The organism is Halorussus amylolyticus, from assembly GCF_004143485.2.
GTDB classification, from domain to species: Archaea; Halobacteriota; Halobacteria; order Halobacteriales; family Haladaptataceae; genus Halorussus; species Halorussus amylolyticus.
The window spans coordinates 1-18996 of record NZ_ML974130.1; the positions used below are offsets into that span (position 1 = coordinate 1).

Sequence of the window (18996 nt, forward strand, 5' to 3'; positions counted from 1 at the left end):
CCGTAGGGCCCGGATTCTTGTCTCAGAATCCGTCTCCGGGCTCTTGCTCTCACAACCCGTACCGATTATTGGCACGGTGGGCCGTTACCCCACCGTCTACCTAATCGGCCGCAGCCACACCCTATGGCGCCTGAGCGTTTCCAGCTTCTTTCATTCCAGAGTGGAAGCCTTATTCGAGATTAGCCTCAGTTTCCCGAGGTTGTCTCGATCCATAGGATAGTTTGGCCACGTGTTACTGAGCTTTCCGCCACGAGTCTGAACTCGTGCGACTAGCATGGCTAAATCGAACTCCGATAGCAATGGCCTCCGGCAGGATCAACCGGAATGGTTGCCGAGCACAATGGCTCGGTGGGTTTCTGGCGGAGACACATATATCGTGTCTATCTTCTAGGTCCGTCAGTTCGACGACCCCGAGCCGAATCGTTGGTCGGGTGTCACCGAACTGCCAGGGCTAACATCAGATCCCATCGTGTACGGCGGACCGCAGGGGTGGAATCCTCATTTCCTTCGGACTTGAGCGTAGGTTTCGATGAGTCATAAACCCATCGAAGCTCGTTCGAAGTCCGAGACCGCGGAACGATTTGAACGCTCCGCGAATCGCGTCGAGTCTTTCTTCGCAATTAGGTTCAAAGCACCCCGGTTACTTAAGGGCGTCGAACCAAGACGACCTTCGGCGGGAAGACCCCCGAAGGCTCGTTCACGTCCAACCCAAGCACCCTATTGCACTTAAAGGCGTCGGATTGGACGTGTTTCGGACGCCCCAATCGCAGGACGCCGCTCACATCCAATCCGAGTGCCCCTATACACTTAAGGGCGTTGGATTAGGAGTGCCACGGGAGAGAGCAGAGACACCTTAAAAAGGCGTCGATTCTCGCCGTCTCCCGGAGGCCCGAACCGCCGGACCTCGTTCACATTCACTCGAATGGCCGGGGTACATTTAAGGCCGTCGGACTGGGAGCGCTTCGGGGTGGGATGACGTGCCAGTCGCGTCGGAGAGTTCGAAACGACACGCGATACTCGGTGGGGAGTTTGCGACACGCTCGAATTGCTAGTGAAGATATCGCGCGGGAGGAGAGCCATCCGTTCATCCGACGCTCGTACGCAACGTCACGGTGTGTGTAGCCCGCGCAAGTACGTGTACGGCCACACGACCACATTAATCCCTGCTATCCGTTACTGGTGGTTCGCCCTCGCGAGCGCGTACGCGAGTCAAGATACTCTATCGAGTGTGAGAAAAACGAATGCTGATTGGGTGTCGGCCGGCCTACTCATCGAGGTGCTCGATGCCTTGCTTCGACACGTTGGCCTCGGTAATCTCTCCAGGCATCCAGTCGGGCTTGTCGTCGGGAGCCTGCTCGTGCCACGCCCAGCCCTCGTAGATGTGGACTTTGTCGGTTCCCTTCTCTCGGAGTCGGAGCTCGGTTTTGTCGGCGGACTCCTCCGAAGATGCAGGGTCGAGCCGACGCGCCGCCTTGAGTGCGGCTTGTCGAGGAGTGTTCCCGGAGAAGACACTCGACTCGTCACCGCTCGATTCTCGCAGCGCGAAATTTCGCTTACCGTCTTCACGTACCATGATTTTCTCCTCCATGCCAACCCAGCACAGGACCCATTATAAATATATCGCCGATATGAGTCGTCTCCGTCGGAACATTTATATATTAAGTTTCCGCCGTCGGGTGATTTGCGACGTTTCCGCGCAGTCTGCGCGGTTTCGACCGCGAAGCGTAAGTTATCGGAGTTCGTACGGCCTATCGAGCGGTTGTGCGTCGGACGGTAGAAAACACTTAAGTATATTCTGTGGCGAACCTACGGATAGGATACCGCGATGGTACGGAAAAAGAAGCTCAGCCCCAGTGGCGCGAAAGGCGAAGACGGCGAGTACCACAACGTCCACATCAATCTGCACGAGGACGAACTGGCCGTTGCCGGGATGGACATCGGTGACGAGGTGTTCGTTCGCGTCCGCGAGGACAAAATCATCATACAAAAGGCTGACAAGGACGAGGTCGAACACGAGTTCTAAACCGGAGCGAGAGATTTTTATCGCCTCCGAAGGGGTAAACGTACGATGAACGCCTACGAGTTGTCGAAGCCGCTGCTGTTCTCTCTCCCGCCCGAAACGGCCCACAACGCCGTCCACGGCGGATTGCGGCTTGCACAGGAAACCCCGATAGCCGACGCGCTCGCCGAGCGATACCGGGTCGAGGACGACAGGCTTCAGGTCGAAGCGTTCGGTCAGGAGTTCCCCAATCCGGTCGGGGTGGCCGCGGGGTTCGATAAGAACGCGCAGGTCCCGGCAGTGCTCGCAGACCTCGGCTTCGGCGCGGTCGAAGTCGGCGGCGTCACCGCCGAACCACAGTCGGGTAACGCCCGACCGCGGATGTTCCGCCTGCGCGAAGACGAAGCCATCATCAACCGAATGGGGCTGAACAACCACGGTGCAGACGCGGTCGGCGACCGACTCGCGCGTACGGACGCTCCGGTCCCGGTAGGAATCAATCTCGCCAAGACCGAACGCGTCTCGGCCGAAGATGCGCCCGAGGACTACCGCTACACGTACGAACGAGTCGCCGAGGGCGGCGACTTCTTCGTCGTCAACGTCTCGTGTCCCAACTCCGAGGGCTTTCGGGACCTTCAGAACCGCGACTCGATGGAGGCCATCCTCACCGAACTCCTCGACGCGGGCGCGAGTCCCCTGCTCGTCAAACTCTCGCCCGACCTCCCCGACCCGGCAGTCGAGGACGCGCTCGACCTCGTGAACGAACTGGGCCTCGACGGCGTCATCGCCGCGAACACCACGACCGACCGGCCCGAGAGCCTAGAAAGCCACAACCGTGCGGAGGACGGCGGCCTCTCTGGCAGGCCCATCGAAGCGCGCGCGACCGAGATGGTCCGGTTCGTCGCCGAGCGCGTGGACGTGCCGGTCGTCGGCGTCGGTGGCGTCTCCACGGCCGAGGACGCCTACCGGAAAATCCGCGCGGGCGCGCACGTCGTCCAACTCTACACCGGACTGGTCTACCGCGGCCCCTCCATCGCCCGCGACATCAACGCGGGACTGCTCGACCGCATCGAGCGCGACGGCTTCGACTCCGTCGAGGACGCAATCGGTGCCGACTTGGACTGAAAAACAGATGCTTCGGTCATCTCCCCGCCTACTGGCGCGCGCTGTCGGCTCCCTGTGAGCCGACAACCGCGCGAGGGACGAACGAGGGAGCGTCAGCGACCGAGTGAGGAGGCTGGGGAGGTTCGAGGTGCAGTCTTCATTGGCTCAAGGAGTAGCTAGCAACTCTACTGTCGCACCCCGAAAGCCAGAGCGGGTGAAAATCCCCGCGGTCGAAGAGCGAACCCAATCTTATTCCAACGCGTCCAGACGGAACTCGAAGGCCGCGACGGGCAACTCCAAGTCGTGTTCGACCAGCACCTCGGGATGCACCTCGCCGAGAACACCGACGCGCTCGCCGTCCATCACGACCGCTGCGGTGCGCCCGTCGATGAACGTCGGATGGTCGGTCGCGGGCGTCTCCAGTTCCACGTCGAAGTTGCGTGCAACGGTCTGGAGGCGGGCCTTCGCGTCCTCGTAGGACGCGTCGTGGCGCGCGAGGACGCCAGCCACGGTCCGGTGCTCGGCGACCCCGGTGTTCTCGCTCTCGTCCACTTCAGCGGCGAGACCGATTTCCGCGAGGTCCTGGGGGTACGCCCGATGGGTGTTGTTTTCGAGGACCATCATGAGCGACGGGAGCGCCCACGTCCGGAGCATGGTGTAGTCCTCGCTGTACGGTTCGAGGATGCTGGCGGGGTCGCCGCCGCCGACTGCGTCGTCGCCCGGAGCGATTCGCATCCGCTCGAAGTTCTCTTCCTCGCTTATCATGTGGAAGTTCAGCAGATCCTCGAATCCGAGTCCCACCAGCACCTCGCGCGCGGCGTCTTCGAGTTTCGACCGGTCGTGGCGACCCCCGACCGTCCCCACGTCGGGGTACCGGGGTTCGAGGTCGTTGAAGCCGTACGCCCGGCCCACGTCGTCCACGATGTCGAGCGGGTGGAGTACGTCCACGCGATACGGCGGAATCTCGACCTCGTAGGCCAACTCCTCGTCGCCAACTTCGTTCGTCTCGGCGTCGAGACCCGACCGTTCGAGCAGGTCGAGGACGCGCTCGGCGCTCAGGTCGATGCCGAGCGTGCGCTCGATTCGCTCGTGTGTCACGGTCTTCGTCTGCACCCCGAAATCTGGCCGTCGGAGCGTTCGGTCCGAGTATTCGACCTCGACCGCCTCGATTTTCGCGCCGCGGGCGGCGAGCGCGTAACACACGATGTTGCACATGTGGTCGATGGTCCACTGGTCGGTGCCCGTCATCTCCACGAACAGGTCGCGCGAGTCGGTCGAAACCTCGGTCCGGCGGCCGTTGATGACCGGCGGGAACGAGAACAAGCCGATGTCGTCGTAGATGGCCGGGTAACGGTCGTATTCGGAGACCAGCGGCGCGTACGTCTCGCCGGTGGGGTGGACGCGCAGGACTTCGGCGGGCGTCATCTCGGCGTCCGAGTCGAGCGGAACGAACCGGTCGCCGTCGGGGTCGATACCCCGGTAGGTGATGGAGTTGCCGACTTCGCCGCCCTCGCCGTCCCCCGTCGCGGCCCGACCTTTCAGCATCGTGAGGTCGTGAATCCCGATGGCACCTTTCGCGCGCTTTCGACCCATCGTGGCGTGGAGCTTCTCCTGCAACTGAATCAGCGAGTCGAGCGCGTGGTCGTCGAGGTCCACGCCGCGAATCACCGCGCCCGTGACGTACGGTCGCTCGTCGGGCACCGACTCGTCCACTTCGATGGTCCAGTCGGGGTCGTTGGTTCCGGGGACGTACACGCCCCTGTCGTCGCCGTACTGATAGCGGAGCGAGCGCGCCACGCCCTCGACCGAGAGGCGGTCGAGGCGGTCGGGCGCGAACTCCAGTTGGAGGTCGCCGTCCTCGGTTTCGCCCTCGTATTCGAGGCCGAGCGCGAACATGTCGTCGATGAGTTCGTCGTCGCTCTTCTCGTCGTGGCCGGTCAAGTCCCGAAGTTCGTCGGGATTTACGTCTACGACTGGCATCAGTGAAGCACCTCCGTCTCCCGCAGCAGTTCGAGGTCACACAGCGTCCCGTGAACGTCGCGGATATCCTCGAAGCCGTACATTAACATCAGTAGTCGCTCCAGCGCGAGACCCCACGCCATCACGTCGCACTCGACTCCCAACGGAGACAGAACCTCCTCGCGGAACATCCCCGAGTTCCCGATTTCGACCATCTCGCCCGTGGTCGGGTGGGTGCCAAACAGTTCGAAACTCGGCTCGGTGTAGGGGTTGTAGTGGGGCTTGAACTCGATGTCGGTGATTCCGAACTGAGCGTAGAACTCCTCGAAGGTACCCATCAGGTCCCGGACCGAGAGGTCCTCGGCCATCACCCAGCCCTCGATTTGGTAGAACTCCAGCAGGTGCGTCGGGTCGAGCGTGTCGTTTCGGTACACCTTCTCGACGCTGAAGAACCGCTGGGGCGGTTCGAGGTCACCGACTTCGTGGCCCGAGAGGTACCGCATCGACAGCGAGGTGGTGTGGCCCCGGAGCGCGATGGAGCGCGCGAACTCCTCGGACCACGGCGAGTGATACCCGTCGCCGTCGTCCCCGACGCCGTTCATGTGAGCGTCGCGCACGCGCTCGACCAAATCCTCGGGGAGGTCCCGAATCTTCGTCGGTTCCTCCAGCGCGAACCGGTCCCAGTGAGTCCGCGCCGGGTGGTCTTGGGGCATGAACAGACAGTCGTTAATCCAGAAGTCGGCGTCGGCGTGCGGGCCTTCCATCTCCTCGAAGCCCATTCCGACCAGCGTGTCCTTGACTCGATTCGCGGTCTGGCGGAGGATGTGGGTCTTGCCGCCCTCGATTCGCTCGGCGTCGGCCTCGACGTTGTACTCCGCGAACTCAACTTCCTTCCACTCGCCGGAGGTCAGCATCTCGGGCGTGAGCTGGCCCACCGTCTCGGAAACCTCGACGCCCTCCATCAGCGCGGTGACGCCCTCGTCGGTGAGCGTCACCGCCCGGACCGTCGATTCGGCGCGCGTGACGAGTCCTCGGCGCTCCAGTTGGTCGAGGGTGTCCTCGTCGCCAACTGCCTCGCCCGCGTCGAGGTCCGCAAGCGCGTCGGCCTCGGCGTCTCGCTCGGGGTCGGCGTCGGCGTCGGTGGTGATTTCGCCGCTCTCGATGGCTCCGTACCCCTTCCGGGCGTAGTTCGAGAGCGCGATATCGACCTCCGGCCCTTCCAGTCCGGATTGACCGATGACCTGTCCCATCGAGACCGGGTCGGCGTCGGCCCCCGCGTCGAGTGCGGTTTCGTAGAGGCGAACTTCCGGGAGGCCGTCGGCGAGATACTCGCGGGCCTCGTCGGTCAGCGTCACCGTCTCCTCGACCGACTCCTCGACCGCGAGGAGGCCCTCGGATTCGAGTTCGAACACCGCGCCCGTGACCGTCTCGGGCTTGAATCCGGTGTCGTCGGCCAGTTGGTCTATCGTCCGTGCGTCGTCGGCGCTCGCGGCGTTCAGCACCGCGGCGTGTGATTCGGGTAGTTTCATCGTGCGCGTAGTACTCTCTTGATGGCTACATCCCTGTGCGGCCGTTTATCCCTTCTGAAGCGTGGCGGCGTCCGCGGTCGCGGACGCCGCCGCGCCCGAGCGGTTTCGTCCCGGTCGGAGTCGCCCCCTGCCGGAAGTCCACCGACTCGCTCAGGCCGCGAAGAAAAAGCCGAACCCCGCGCGACGGTGCCGTGGCTGGCGAGCGAGACCACCTTCGTGGGATTCGGCTGGCATACTCGGGAGTTGTCCGCAATCGTTGAAAAACGTTCGGGGTCACGAGGCAAAATCTCCGAAGTGAAGGCGAAACACATCGAACCACAGTGTTACTGCCGACCGACCAATCCACGAGACAGCGCGCCGCAGGCGCGCGTACGAGAGAAAAGTAGATGCGAACGAGGCGCAGGCCGCACTGCGGCCTGCGCCCGATAAGCATCCTTTTTTGATCCACATTTTTTGAGGAGGGTGCGTCAGCAGACCGGGCCGCCTCGCGGCCCGGTCTGCGCGCACCCGACGAGAAAAAAGGTGGTTAGAATTGATTCTGCACGATTTCGAGCGTCTCTTCGCGGTCGTCCCAGTCCACGAAGATGGCGACGCTGGTCGCACTGGTGATGAGGTCGTGGATGTTGATGTGGGCGTCGGAAATCGGGTCCACGAGGCCGCGAATAACACCCGGCTGATTCGGGAGTTCGCCGCCGGTCACGCGGACGACCGCCACCTCGTCGTCCACGGTGACACTCGACAGCGACTCCTCCTCGATGACCTCGCGGTGGAGGATGTTCTCGGCGCGCTCCGCGACGTCCTCGTCGACGTAGAAGGTGATGGAGTCCATCCCGCTCGCGGCGGCGTCGATGTTGATGTCGCTGTCGGCGAGCGCCATCGAGAGGTCAGCGAGGATTCCGGGTCGGTTTCGGATGGCCCGCCCTGCGACCGTGAGACACGCCAGCGACGTCTCTCGCATGTCGATGAGGTTCTCGAACTCGCCGATGATGTCGGTGCCGCCCGCGAGCAGGTCGCCGTGCTGGTAGTGAACGACCCGAACGTCGAGACCTTCGCCCTTGTACGAGAGCGCGCTCGGTGCGACGACCTCCGCCCCGCGGAACGAGAGGTTTCGGAGTTCGTCCACGGATATCTTCCCGACGTTGCGCGCGCCCTCCACGACGTGGGGGTCACCGGTCATCACGCCCTCCACGTCGGTCACGATGACAACCTCGTCGGCGTCCATGTAGTTGCCGAGCATCACTGCGGTCGTGTCGGACCCGCCTCGACCGAGGGTGGTCACGTTGCCCTCGGCGTCCTCGGCGAGGAAGCCGGTCACGACCGGAACCACGTCGCCGAGTTCGGCCGCGAGTTCGGCCGCGGCGGCTCTGGTGCGCTCGGCGTCCACTTCGCCGTGTTCGTCGGTGTGGATGGGCCACCGGTCGCTTCCGGGTTCGACGAACACCGCATCGACGCCGCGGGCGCTGAGCGCGGCCTTGAGCATCCGAACGCTGGTGCGCTCGCCCATGCTGACGATTTCGGCGCGGTCGGGTTCGTCGGCTTCGAACTGAATCTCCTCTAAGAGTTCGTCGGTCGTGTTGCCCATCGCGCTCGCGACGACCGTGATTTCGTTGCCTTGGGCGACCGCGTCCGCGATGGAGTCGGCCGCGCGATTGATTCGGTCGCCGCTCCCGAGACTCGTACCGCCGAACTTCGCTACGACGCGCATACTATCACCTGCAAGCTGTCAGTCCCCCGCGTGCGACTAGTGAACATAGAGGGTGGTAGCTCTGGCGCGTAGATAACTGCTTTCATGTCCGGAAAGCTTGCCGCCGCGACGAGAGAACTGGACGAATATTCGGGAACGTTCGAATCCGGAACCGTTCTTTCGAATCTCCTCACTCGTCGTCACCGGTCCGCGGCGGCGTTCCGGGCTGCGGTTCAGATTCGGAAGGCCCACCGGAAGCCGCGCCGTCGGAACGTTGCGGACGCCCGGCGTCCGGCGGTCGTTCGCGACCGCCGCCCTCGTAGGTGGTCCGCTCCTCGGGAGCGTCGCGCGCGTCGGGACCGTCCGACTCGGCCGAGTTCTGCATCTCCTCGATGGGGTCGAACGCGACCAGTCCCTTTCCGGCGGTGAACTCGTAGGCGGTCCACTCGGGAATCGCCAGCACGCCGCTCATCTTCCGGATTCGGATGCGTTTGATGAGCGTGTCCTTCACGAGTTCGCCGTTCATCTGCATGTCCACGATGCCGTCTACCGCGTAACCGAGGTCGTGGGGGAAGGTCCGTTCCTCGCGGGCGATTGTCGCGCCCGCGAACACCGGGACGAACCGTCCCTTGCACACGTCGGCGCGGACGTCCTTCACGCAGTCGTAGGCCCGAATCGGCTGGACGAGCGACCCGAACTCGGTCAGCGAGTCGATGGCGACCATCCCGCGGTCGCTCATCCCGAGCGCTTCGAGACAGCCGTCGAGTTTGTTCTGGAGTTCGGTCACGTCGCTCGGGTCCCGGACCGTCTCGGTCACCTCGTGGGTGATGGCGCGGATGTGGCGGTTCCAGTGGTTCATCCGCTCGAACATGCGCGCGCGGTCGCTGACCCGGTAGGTGAAACAGTCCACGATGTGTAGCTGGCCGGATTCGAGGTACGGCAGGACGTTCCAGTCGAGCGAGAGGAACCCCTCGACCACCGACACCGGGGGTTCGGTGAACGTGACGACCACCGCGGGTTCGTCGCGCCGGAGCGTCCGCCAGACGAGTTCGGCGAGGAGCGCGTCGTCACGCGCACCCTCGTCGCTCGACACGAGGACGAACGAGTTTCGCGGGAACCCCTGCGGGAGAAATCTGTCGAGTCCCGAGACGCCCGTCGAAATCCGGCGAAAGCCGTGGTACTCGGTGAACACGCTGTCGCTCTCGACCATCGCCGTCCGACACGACTCCGAACAGAATTCGTAGGCGGTCCCCTCGCAGTCCAGCGTGACCGCCCCCTTCGACAGCGGGAGGCGACAGAAGTCACAGAGTCGGCGCGCGTCGTCGGGAGCGTCCGTGCCAGTCATACCCATCGCGTAGGGAGCGAGCGGAAAAGAATCTATCCCGGCCTCACGAGTCGGTCACCCAACCGTTCGGCCATTCAGTCGCTCGACCGGCCCCGTCGCTTGACCACCCGCTCTCTCGGCCACCCGTTCGCTCGACCCCCGCTCCGGTCGGAGCGCCCGAGGGGTTTAACTAATCCGTCATCGAAATGTGAACAATGCGCGTACGAGACGCTGTCGAGGAGGACGGCGAGGCGCTCGGTACGCTCGCCGACGCCCCGGCGGAGGTGATGCGGAACGTGGTCCACGACCGGACCGTGCGAATCGCCGAAGACGGCGGGGACGACGCCGAAATCGTCGGCTTCGTGGGGTTCGACGCCACGCCGGGGACGGTCCGCGTGACCTATCTCCGGGGGTCGCCGAGCGCGTGCGAACGCCTGCTTGACGAACCGGTCCGGTTCGCGCGGAAAGAGGAGATGGCGGTCGAGGCGCTGGTCCCCGAGCGCGAAACCGAGACGAGGACGGTGGTCGAAGGCGCGGGGTTCGAGCGGACGGGCGACGGCCCGCGATTCGACGGGAGCAGGACGCTGAAGTACCGACTCGCACCGCCGAGCGAGTGAGTGAGTGAGTGAACGCGAACGGTCGCCACTCCGTTCCCCCTCGCCGCAGAACCCCTCCGTTTCAGGTGGAACATTCGGGACCAATCCGCACGGAGACACGTTCCGATTCGAATCCGGCAACCCCGTCCCGTGAGCGTGGACTTATGCGGATAGGCGTGCGACCAAATAGCATGACACCGACAGTCCGGATACTGAGTACCGGCGGCACCATCGCCAGCACCTCCGACGGCGACGACGACGCGAAGTCGCCGTCGAAGTCGGGCGACGACCTCGTGGCCGCCGTGCCCGAACTCGCCGACCACGCCGACATCGAAGTCGAAGAAATCGCGCAGGTGTCGGGGTTCGACATGGACTTCGAGAAGATGGCGGCGACCGCGAGGGCCGCCGAGGCGGCCGCCGCCGAGGGCGTGGACGGACTCGTCGTGACCCACGGCACCGACACGATGGAGGAGACCGCCTACTACCTCGACCTCGTGACCGACCTCGACGTGCCGATTACGCTGACCGGCGCGCAGCGACCGTTCGACCAAGTCGGGACCGACGGCCCGCCGAACCTGCTCGCGTCGGTCCGAACCGTCACGGACGACCGCTTCTCCGACGGCGTGTATCTGACCTTCAACGACGCGGTTCACGCCGCCCGCGAGGTGACGAAGAGCCACACCAGCAAACTCGAAACGTTCGCGTCGCCCGAAACCGGACCGGTCGGCGAGTTCACGCCTTCCGGCCTGCGACTGCTCGGCGACCCCGGTTCGCGCGCGGTCTCGATGCCCGGCACGGAGGTCGATGCGGACGTCGCGCTCGTGACGAGCGCGGCGGGCGTGACCGAGCGAGCGGTCGAGCGCGCGCTCGAAGACGGGGCCGACGGTATCGTGGTGGCCGGGACCGGACTCGGAAACGTGACCGGCGGAATCGGTCGAGCGATGGTCGAAGCGCTCGACGACGGCGTGCCGGTCGTGGACACCTCGCGGTGCTACGCCGGGCGGGTCGCCGGACTCTACGGCGGCGACGGCGGCGGCCGAACCCTCGAAGACGCTGGCGTGATACAGGGCGGCGACCTCCCGGCGTGGAAGGCGCGCGTGAAGCTCGCACTCGCCATCACGCACACCGACGACCTCGACGGCGTGCGCGCGTACTTCGAGGACGACGAGCGCTGAGAAGCAGAGCCGGGCGGATTAGCTGAACTTTCGAACCGTCATGTCGAGCGTGTCGAGGTCGAGAATCGGCGCGTACCCGGCGTCGGGGTCGATGTTGACCGACTTCTGGAACTCGGTCTGGGACTGCCAGCACCCGGAGTTGACCGCGAGGACGTTGTGGTACTTCCCCCAGCCGAGTTTGTGGACGTGGCCGGTGTGGAACACGTCGGGCACCGAGTCCATCACGAGGTAATCGCGGTCCTCGGGCGCGAGGCGGGTCTTCCCGCCGAACTGGGGTGCGACGTGGCGCTTCTTGAGGAGCTGATACATCGCCTTGTGAGGCTCCTCGTAGCTGGCTTTCTCCTCGGGGAGTTCGGCGATGACCTCGTCGAGCGAGATGCCGTGGTACATCAGCACGTCCACGCCCTCGACGGTGACCGTCGAGGGGTTGCCCGTGATTTCGGCGTCGTGGGCCGACATGATGTCCCGGAGTTCCTCGTCGAAGGCTGGCTGAGGTTCGGCCAGTCGGACCGCGTCGTGGTTGCCCGGAATCATCACGATGTCGAGGTCTCCCGGCACCTCCTTCAGGTACTCCGAGAACTGCTCGTACTGGTCGTAGATGTCGATGATGTCGAGTTCGTCGTCCTGATTCGGGTAGACGCCGACCCCCTCGACCATGTCGCCCGCGAGGAGCAGGTACTCGACGCGTTCGGCCTCGGGAGTGTGAAGCCAGTCGGCGAACCGCGACCACGCGTCGGCCATGAACTCCTGGCTCCCGACGTGGACGTCGCTGATGAGCGCGGCTTGGACGTGGCGGTCGGCGGTCGATGGCTTGTACGTCCGAGGCACGTCGGGGAAGTACAGCGAGTCCACGAACAGGATACCGTCGCCGTCGTCGTTATCGTTCGAGAGGGTTCCCTCGACCGCGATGACCTCGTCGTGGAGGAGTTCGTCCACCGCGTCGGCGAACTCGCGGTCCTTCATCACGAGGCAGGGGTAGACGCCGCTGGTGTCCTCCAACTCTATCAGCCAGTGACCGCTCGCGGTCGAGCGAATGTCGCTGACCATCCCGATGATGGCGGTGTCGCCCCCGCCGGGCATCGCCTGAACGGCCGAAGTGGGGCGGGCGTTGACCCGACCCCGGAGCTGTTTCGAGAGGCGTTCGAACCGGTCCTGAAACACCGTGACGAAGTCCTTGTACTCGCCGGTCCCCGTGCTCTCGCCGGTCACGTCACCCGAGACATCGAGCGAACGGGCGTCGAGGTCGTGGTCCCTGACCGACTCGTCCGGGCGAGTCGAGTCGTCGGAGTGAACCGCATCGTCGGAATCCGCCGAGCCCACCCCCTTTGTTTCAACTGGAGAACCCGATTCAGTCGGTTCGTCTTCACGATTGACCGCTCCATCCGAAACGGAGCCGCTTCTCGAAGCGGCTCCGTTTCCGTGACGACCCGACTCGTCGAGGATGCCTCGCACGTGGTCCGCAGATATTTTCAACGCGTCCGCGGGCGCGCGCTCGACTGCGGCCGCGAGCGCGCCCGCGGGGTCGCTCGCGCCCGCGAGGAGCGTCACCGCCTCCGGGTCGGCGTTATAGCCGCGGCTTGTGAGTTCGCGAGCGATACGAGCCGGGGTCTCCATCGGCACGTGTGTCACATTTCGGGCGCGAATCAAAAGTATGCCGAACCGACTCGGCAATGCGAAGGCGCGCTGCGAACCGCGGCACAACAGCTACGAACCACGGCGTGACAGCTACCGAACCGCGGCGCGACAGCCTTACGTGGAGCGTCCGAGCCGACCAGTTTCGCGCGACTGACCCGGAAAATTGACAACCGCGGAACGGCAACGTGGTGTCGATGAGTGCTCCCCGAGACGAAACCTCGTCGGACGACGCCGACTCCGACGCCGAGCGCGAACCCCCCGCCGATTCGGCGGGGGGTTCGCGCGACGAGCCTGCGGACACGCCGCAGGCCGCATCGGACCCTCGCTCGGACGGCGGCGGGCGCGAGCCGGGCACCGGCCCGGTCGCGCTGATTCGCCGATTCCGTCGGAGCGACCACGAGGCGGTCGTGTTCGTCCGCGAGATGTTGAGTAGCGCGGCCATCGTCCTCGCCATCGGCCTGCTGCTGTTCGCCATCAGCGGCGTCTGGCCCCCGATGGTCGCCATCGAGAGCGGGAGCATGGAACCCCAGATGTACAAGGGCGACCTGGTGTTCGTGATGGACGAGAACCGACTCGTCCCCGACGCCGCGCAGGGCGACACGGGCATCGTGACCCACACCGCCGGAGCGAGCGCGGGCTACTCGAAGTTCAACAATCCGGGTGACGTGATAATCTACGAGCCCTACGGCGACGACCGCCGAGTTCCGATAATCCATCGCGCGATGTTCTGGGTCGAAGAGGGCGAAAACTGGTACGACGAGGCCGACCAGGACCACCTCCGAGCAGATAACTGTTCGGAGTTGAGCAAGTGCCCCGCTCCTAACTCGGGGTTCATCACGAAGGGAGATAACAATCAGTACTACGACCAGTCGGACCGGATGGGAATCAGCGACCCCGTCAGGCCGGAGTGGGTCCGCGGCACCGCCGAAATCCGCGTCCCGTGGCTCGGCTGGGTTCGGCTCTACTTCTCGGGCGCGGCGTAGAATTTCCGGCGTTTTCGGTTTCGCTTTTCGTCCTTTTCGGTTTCGCTTTTCGTCCCCTCGTTTCGCGTGCGGAGCGGGTCAGGCCGAAGATAGTCAGGTCGAGGGCGAGTCAGTTGTCGAATCGAGCCTGCACGAACGGTTGGACGTTCTCGATGTCGCCGAGTCGGGAGTCGGACATCAGCACCGCCTCGGTCTCGTCGATGGGAACCGAGAGGCTGATTTCTTTTGTCCGGCCGTATCGGCCCTTGCTCACGACCACAGCGTTGACGATACCGAGCATGTCGAGTTCGCTGATGAGGTCGGTCACGCGGCGCTGGGTCAGCACGTCGGCGTCGATTTCCTCGCAGAGGCGCTTGTAGATGTTGAACACCTCGCCGGTGTTGATGTTGTGGACGCCGTTCTTTTCGAGCGAGATGATGGAGAACAGGACGAGTTTCGACTGCGTGGGGAGGGTGCGGACCACCTCGACCACGCGGTCGAGTTCGATTTTCTCCTGTGCCTTCCGAACGTGCGTCTCGGTCACGCCCTCGGACTGGTCGCGCTCGGCGAGTTCGCCCGCGGTCCGGAGTAGGTCGAGCGCGCGCCGGGCGTCGCCGTGTTCCTGAGCGGCGAACGCCGCACAGAGCGGAATCACGTCGTCGCTGAGCGCGTCGGTTTTGAACGCCACGTCGGCGCGATGCTGGAGGATGTCCCGGAGTTGGTTGGCGTCGTACGGCGGGAAGACGATTTCCTCCTCGCCGAGCGAGGATTTGACTCGCGGGTCGAGGAAGTCGGTGAACTTCAGGTCGTTCGAGATGCCGATGATGGAGACGCGGGAGTTTTCGAGTTCCGAGTTCATCCGCGAGAGATTGTAGAGAGTGTCGTCGCCCGATTTCTCGACCAGCTTGTCGATTTCGTCGAGCATGATGACGACCACCCGTTCCTCGTAGTCCACCGCGTCGAAGAACGTGCTGTAGACGCGGTCGGTCGGCCACCCGGTCATCGGGACCGGTTCCATCTCCTCGCGGTCGTCTTCGAGGGCTTCGATTCGCGCGTCGATTTCCTCGGGCGCGTCGAACTCGGTGTCCGCGAGCGAGGACTCCGTGATGGCGTCGAATTCGGCGGTCGTGGAATTAGCGGTCGCCTCCTCACGGAGCGCCGATAGCTCGTCGATGCGGTCGGAGACGAACTCGCGGTTGCTCTCGATGAATTTGTTGGCGAGTTGGGCGAGGACGCGATACTGGGTGTCGGTCACCTCGCAGTTGATGTACTCGACGTTGCAGGGGACGTCGTACTTCTGAGAAGTGCTTTCGAGTTCCTTGCTCACGAACTTCGCGCTCGCGGTCTTCCCGGTCCCGGTCTTCCCGTAGATGAGGATGTTCGACGGCGTCTCTCCCCGGAGCGCCGCGACCAGAATCGTCGCCATGTTGTTTATCTGGTCCTTTCGATGCGGGAGTTCGTGCGGCGTGTACGACGGACGGAGCACCTCCTTGTTCTCGAAGATAGGCTCTCCCGACAGCAGGTCGTCGAACAGTCCCTGGTCGTCGCCCTCGTCGTCGAGAACCACGTCGTCCAAATCGACGTTCTCGAAGCTCCGGTCGGGACCGGTCTCGACCCCGTCGTCCGTCGGTTGCGTGTTTTCGTCAGACATGCGTTCGTTACGACCCCTCCGTTTCGGGTGGAAGACGTGCGGCGCACGACCAAATTCCGACGAAACCGACCGAAAGCGGCGGTGAGTCGGAGGTAAGAAGTCGCAGACACGTCCAGTTGATGCAGGAGAACCAAAGGTCCAGCAGGCTATTAAAATCTTTCTTCTTTGGCTCACACATGGACAAAAGCCCGAGGGCACCGGGGATGTGTCGTACACACCGGGGATATGTCGTACGCTGCCGATTTACCGCCCTCGTTTCGGGTGCGACCAGTTCGTGCTTTTGGGTGCGACCAGCACGTGATTACGGTAATTCGCGCTTGGCTATATTTTCAAACCAGATGTGAACGTCGGATGAGAACGTCGAATGAGAACGTTCGATGTGTTAATTTCGGATCGAACACGAAACTGAACTCAAGCGGCGAAGAAAAAGAAGGAGAACCGAGACAAGTGGTACCACGCAACAGTGATGCCCCCCACCCCTTCGTTTCGGGTGGAACGGGAAAACGGTGGGGCGGGGGGAGGGTCTATTATGTAGCGGAATACTTAATACTCTGCTACAGAAACAGTATCTGCAAACCATTCTCCATTGTTAATTTGGTTAGATGTATCCGTGGAATTAGACGCTCGTCTCTCCCCACCACCCGTCTTCTCCTCCGTTCCACCCGAAACGAAGGGGTGGGGGTGGTGACTCGACGCCGAATTTTGCCTTCGACTGCCGACTTGCTCGACATCTTCACTCCCCCAGTTGTCGTTCATTTGTCGGCGACTCCAAACCCTCCTGAACATTCGCTAGCTTTCTCTCCGGTTTTTCTTTTCTCACACTCTCCTACACTCTCTTACACTCGACGACCCATCCCACGACCCTGCTTTGCACTGGACCCCCCCCTGTTTCGACTGCAACTGCTGCTCCCCCGAGTCGAATGTCCATATTTCACCGATATTCCCACATAGACCGGTTCGTTTCAAGGTATTGGTGGCCTCACAAAACAACTTCAAATTTCTCCACTGGTCGAGTTCGGTCGATACTCCGCCAATGGCGCGTACGGTTCGAGGTGAAACAACGGTGTCCCGACAAAGCGATGAAACGGTCCAGTTAATAGTACTCCAGACGGCAATCACCTGGATGGAGACGACAAGTACCCCGCACGGAGACGACAATCGCCTCGCACAGTCTCCACTCCACCACGTTCTTTCCACGATATCGGAAACGTCACTTTTCCCGAGCGTTGTCTGACGTAGGTTTAAGTGGGTGGGATAATGTTGTACGCGCAACAGCCCACATACCGGTACTATCTCCCGGTGTGAGGGACTGGGAGGAAAGGATGGGACTGTTCACGGAACTCAAAGACAGCATATCCCGCGTCACTGACAAGCTATTCTCGGCACAGGAACCGAAGCGTATCGGCATTTATGGACCGCCAAATGCCGGAAAAACGACGTTAGCGAACCGCATCGCTCGCGATTGGACCGGCGATGCGGTCGGTCCCGAGAGTCACATTCCACACGAAACTCGCCGGGCCCGCCGAAAGGAGAACGTCGAAATCGAGCGCAACGGAAAGAAGGTCACTATCGACATCGTGGACACGCCCGGCGTGACGACGAAAGTCGATTACGAGGAGTTTCTCGACCACGACATGGAAAAGGAGGACGCGGTCCGGCGCTCCCGCGAGGCGACCGAAGGCGTCGCGGAGGCGATGCACTGGCTCCGCGAGGACGTGGACGGGGTCATCTACGTGCTCGATAGCAGTACCGACCCGTTCACGCAGGTAAACACCATGCTCATCGGCATCATCGAGAGCCAAGACCTCCCGGTCCTGATTCTCGCCAACAAGACCGACCTCGAAGAGTCGAGCGTCCAGCGCATTCGGAACGCCTTCCCCCAGCACGAGACCATCCCGCTCTCCGCGCTCGAAGGCGACAACATGGACGAAGTGTACGCGAAAATCGCGGAGTACTTCGGGTGATATCATGCCGGAAGTGAAAGAGGACGGACCGAACGACGGTGGTGGCGGCGTCCAGATAGACCTCATCGGCGCGGACCGGATGGCGAACATGGCGGGGATGGAGAAGATACGGATGATTCTCGACGGCGTCCGCGACGGCAACATCGTCATCCTCGAAAAGGGGCTGTCGCCCGACGAGGAGAGCAAGCTCATCGAGGTCACGATGACCGAAATCAGCCCCGACGAGTTCAACGGCATCGAAATCGAGACGTATCCCCGGTCGGAGACCTCAGACCAGAGTTTCCTCGACCGATTGATGGGCAAGGAGTCGTCGGCGAAGCTCACCGTCATCGGCCCAGCGAATCAGATAGAAACCCTCCACAAGGACGAGAACCTCATCAGCGCGCTCGTCTCCCGGAAATAATCCACAGCACCGATGCCTCACCAGTGTACCAACTGCGGACGGGCGTTCGAGGACGGGTCGAAGGAGATGCTCTCGGGGTGTCCCGACTGCGGCGGAAACAAGTTCCAGTTTCTGCCCGCGAGCGCGATGGACGGGGCCGAACCCGCGAACGGAGGTGCCGGAGCGACGAGTGCGTCCGCCGGAGTCGGAGCGACGACCGGCGGAACCGCCCCGAAGAAAGCTCCCGAGGACTCCGCAGGCGCACAATCGGGCGCGAACCCGAGCGCCGACGCGTCGGCCTCGACCGGAGCCGAGTCGTCCGCATCCAAAACGGGGTCGTCCGCATCCAAAACCGAGGAGGAGGACCGACCGGGCGCGATGAACCGCGCGGCCAAGACCGTCCGCGACTGGGTTCGCACTGGAAGCGAGGAGACCGAAAACGGCCGGAAGGCAACCGAAAACGGCCGAAAGACGACCGAGAGACCGAACGCGTCCGAAAACGGAACGTCCGAACCGGCACCCGAGGACACCGCGCAGGCGAGCGCGCGAAGTGACATCGTCACCGAAGCCGAACTTCCGGACGACGCCTCGCGGGCCTCGACCGCGGAGACCGAGAGTTCGACGGCTGCCGGAACTTCCGAGACCGCCGAAACTCCCGCGGCCGCAGACCCCCCAGAAGACGCTGAGGTCATCGACACGCCCGACGAGAACGCACCCGGGCTGAAGGAACTCCGCGAGGAACTCAACAGCCAGTTCGAGAGCATCCGAATCGCGGAGCCCGGCCAGTACGAACTCAATCTGATGGAACTGTTCGAGCGCGAGGAGTACATCATTGCGCTCCAGGAGGACGGCAAGTACGTCATCGAAGTGCCGGACGGCTGGGAGACGCCGGACAGATAGTTCCGGATTCGACAGATAATTTCAGATAGCCGATTCGAGGTCGCACATTGCGACCTCGAATCGGCTATCGGGAGGGTTTCGAATCAGCTATCCGGAGAGTCTCGAATCGAGAACTGGAGGGTTTTAAACGCT

Annotated in this window: 15 protein-coding genes and 1 rRNA gene; 8 read left to right on the forward strand and 8 right to left on the reverse strand. The window is 63.1% G+C overall.

The genetic code is table 11. The annotated features are described in order from the left end of the window. Window positions 1-326: ribosomal RNA gene (locus EKH81_RS00005) — 16S ribosomal RNA — on the reverse strand; the annotation flags it as partial. Window positions 327-1264: 938 nt separating this feature from the next. After that, window positions 1265-1573, reverse strand: a complete 309-nt coding sequence (locus EKH81_RS00010; RefSeq protein ID WP_132059349.1) for a non-histone chromosomal MC1 family protein — start codon at window positions 1571-1573, stop codon at window positions 1265-1267. A gap of 252 nt (window positions 1574-1825) precedes the next feature. Here EKH81_RS00010 and EKH81_RS00015 point away from each other — a divergent pair, with 252 nt between their 5' ends. Further along, entirely contained in the window at window positions 1826-2023 is a 198-nt protein-coding gene (locus EKH81_RS00015; protein WP_115798291.1) for a hypothetical protein, read from the forward strand. Between the two features lie 45 nt (window positions 2024-2068). Further along, window positions 2069-3124 (forward strand): quinone-dependent dihydroorotate dehydrogenase, encoded by a 1056-nt coding sequence (locus EKH81_RS00020; RefSeq protein WP_132059192.1) that lies wholly within the window; start codon window positions 2069-2071, stop codon window positions 3122-3124. Window positions 3125-3352: 228 nt separating this feature from the next. On the opposite strand, the gene pheT is transcribed toward EKH81_RS00020, so the two are convergent. The 4 genes from pheT to EKH81_RS00040 form a co-directional block, all read right to left on the reverse strand. Next, the gene (gene pheT, locus EKH81_RS00025; RefSeq protein ID WP_132059193.1) at window positions 3353-5083 is read right to left on the reverse strand and encodes a phenylalanine--tRNA ligase subunit beta; all 1731 of its coding nucleotides are present in this window, start codon (window positions 5081-5083) and stop codon (window positions 3353-3355) included. Beyond that, window positions 5083-6591 (reverse strand): phenylalanine--tRNA ligase subunit alpha, encoded by a 1509-nt coding sequence (gene pheS / locus EKH81_RS00030; protein WP_132059194.1) that lies wholly within the window; start codon window positions 6589-6591, stop codon window positions 5083-5085. Before pheS ends, pheT begins: the two co-directional genes overlap by 1 nt. Before the next feature lie 526 nt (window positions 6592-7117). After that, the gene (locus tag EKH81_RS00035) at window positions 7118-8296 is read right to left on the reverse strand and encodes an aspartate kinase (RefSeq protein ID WP_132059195.1); all 1179 of its coding nucleotides are present in this window, start codon (window positions 8294-8296) and stop codon (window positions 7118-7120) included. A 169-nt stretch (window positions 8297-8465) separates the two neighbouring features. Continuing rightward, on the reverse strand, window positions 8466-9620 hold the full coding sequence (locus tag EKH81_RS00040; protein WP_132059196.1) for an RAD55 family ATPase: 1155 nt from the start codon (window positions 9618-9620) through the stop codon (window positions 8466-8468). Between the two features lie 194 nt (window positions 9621-9814). Here EKH81_RS00040 and EKH81_RS00045 point away from each other — a divergent pair, with 194 nt between their 5' ends. Together EKH81_RS00045 and EKH81_RS00050 are read left to right on the forward strand one after the other, a co-directional pair. Beyond that, window positions 9815-10216, forward strand: a complete 402-nt coding sequence (locus EKH81_RS00045; protein ID WP_132059197.1) for a hypothetical protein — start codon at window positions 9815-9817, stop codon at window positions 10214-10216. Window positions 10217-10386: 170 nt separating this feature from the next. Beyond that, on the forward strand, window positions 10387-11370 hold the full coding sequence (locus EKH81_RS00050; protein ID WP_132059198.1) for an asparaginase: 984 nt from the start codon (window positions 10387-10389) through the stop codon (window positions 11368-11370). Window positions 11371-11388: 18 nt separating this feature from the next. Here EKH81_RS00050 and EKH81_RS00055 read toward each other — a convergent pair whose 3' ends face one another. Then, entirely contained in the window at window positions 11389-12990 is a 1602-nt protein-coding gene (locus tag EKH81_RS00055; protein ID WP_132059199.1) for a DNA-directed DNA polymerase II small subunit, read from the reverse strand. A gap of 209 nt (window positions 12991-13199) precedes the next feature. Here EKH81_RS00055 and EKH81_RS00060 point away from each other — a divergent pair, with 209 nt between their 5' ends. Then, a complete protein-coding gene (locus EKH81_RS00060; protein WP_368407688.1) occupies window positions 13200-13988 on the forward strand; it encodes a S24/S26 family peptidase in 789 nt (262 codons plus the stop codon). Between the two features lie 109 nt (window positions 13989-14097). Here the strand turns inward: EKH81_RS00060 and EKH81_RS00065 are convergent, their stop codons facing one another. Then, entirely contained in the window at window positions 14098-15618 is a 1521-nt protein-coding gene (locus tag EKH81_RS00065; RefSeq protein WP_132059200.1) for a Cdc6/Cdc18 family protein, read from the reverse strand. Between the two features lie 1322 nt (window positions 15619-16940). Here EKH81_RS00065 and EKH81_RS00070 point away from each other — a divergent pair. The 3 genes from EKH81_RS00070 to EKH81_RS00080 are packed head-to-tail and all read left to right on the forward strand — an operon-like array spanning window position 16941 to window position 18864. Further along, window positions 16941-17582 carry an Era-like GTP-binding protein gene (locus EKH81_RS00070; protein ID WP_132059201.1) on the forward strand — a complete coding sequence of 214 codons (642 nt, stop codon included), beginning with the start codon at window positions 16941-16943 and terminating at the stop codon, window positions 17580-17582. 4 nt (window positions 17583-17586) lie between these two features. Then, on the forward strand, window positions 17587-17985 hold the full coding sequence (locus EKH81_RS00075; RefSeq protein WP_132059202.1) for a DUF2073 domain-containing protein: 399 nt from the start codon (window positions 17587-17589) through the stop codon (window positions 17983-17985). A 12-nt stretch (window positions 17986-17997) separates the two neighbouring features. Continuing rightward, window positions 17998-18864 (forward strand): Zn-ribbon domain-containing protein, encoded by an 867-nt coding sequence (locus EKH81_RS00080; RefSeq protein WP_132059203.1) that lies wholly within the window; start codon window positions 17998-18000, stop codon window positions 18862-18864. Window positions 18865-18996: the final 132 nt, after the last annotated feature.

What these genes read in the sequence shown, in the direction of transcription:
- pheT (WP_132059193.1), bottom strand. Translation starts at nt 5,083, where the DNA reads ATGCCAGTCGTAGACGTAAATCCCGACGAACTTCGGGACTTGACCGGC.
- pheS (WP_132059194.1), bottom strand. Translation starts at nt 6,591, where the DNA reads ATGAAACTACCCGAATCACACGCCGCGGTGCTGAACGCCGCGAGCGCC.
- EKH81_RS00040 (WP_132059196.1), bottom strand. Translation starts at nt 9,620, where the DNA reads ATGACTGGCACGGACGCTCCCGACGACGCGCGCCGACTCTGTGACTTC.
- EKH81_RS00010 (WP_132059349.1), bottom strand. Translation starts at nt 1,573, where the DNA reads ATGGTACGTGAAGACGGTAAGCGAAATTTCGCGCTGCGAGAATCGAGC.
- EKH81_RS00020 (WP_132059192.1), top strand. Translation starts at nt 2,069, where the DNA reads ATGAACGCCTACGAGTTGTCGAAGCCGCTGCTGTTCTCTCTCCCGCCC.
- EKH81_RS00065 (WP_132059200.1), bottom strand. Translation starts at nt 15,618, where the DNA reads ATGTCTGACGAAAACACGCAACCGACGGACGACGGGGTCGAGACCGGT.
- EKH81_RS00050 (WP_132059198.1), top strand. Translation starts at nt 10,387, where the DNA reads ATGACACCGACAGTCCGGATACTGAGTACCGGCGGCACCATCGCCAGC.
- EKH81_RS00075 (WP_132059202.1), top strand. Translation starts at nt 17,587, where the DNA reads ATGCCGGAAGTGAAAGAGGACGGACCGAACGACGGTGGTGGCGGCGTC.
- EKH81_RS00035 (WP_132059195.1), bottom strand. Translation starts at nt 8,296, where the DNA reads ATGCGCGTCGTAGCGAAGTTCGGCGGTACGAGTCTCGGGAGCGGCGAC.
- EKH81_RS00045 (WP_132059197.1), top strand. Translation starts at nt 9,815, where the DNA reads ATGCGCGTACGAGACGCTGTCGAGGAGGACGGCGAGGCGCTCGGTACG.
- EKH81_RS00070 (WP_132059201.1), top strand. Translation starts at nt 16,941, where the DNA reads ATGGGACTGTTCACGGAACTCAAAGACAGCATATCCCGCGTCACTGAC.
- EKH81_RS00015 (WP_115798291.1), top strand. Translation starts at nt 1,826, where the DNA reads ATGGTACGGAAAAAGAAGCTCAGCCCCAGTGGCGCGAAAGGCGAAGAC.
- EKH81_RS00060 (WP_368407688.1), top strand. Translation starts at nt 13,200, where the DNA reads ATGAGTGCTCCCCGAGACGAAACCTCGTCGGACGACGCCGACTCCGAC.
- EKH81_RS00080 (WP_132059203.1), top strand. Translation starts at nt 17,998, where the DNA reads ATGCCTCACCAGTGTACCAACTGCGGACGGGCGTTCGAGGACGGGTCG.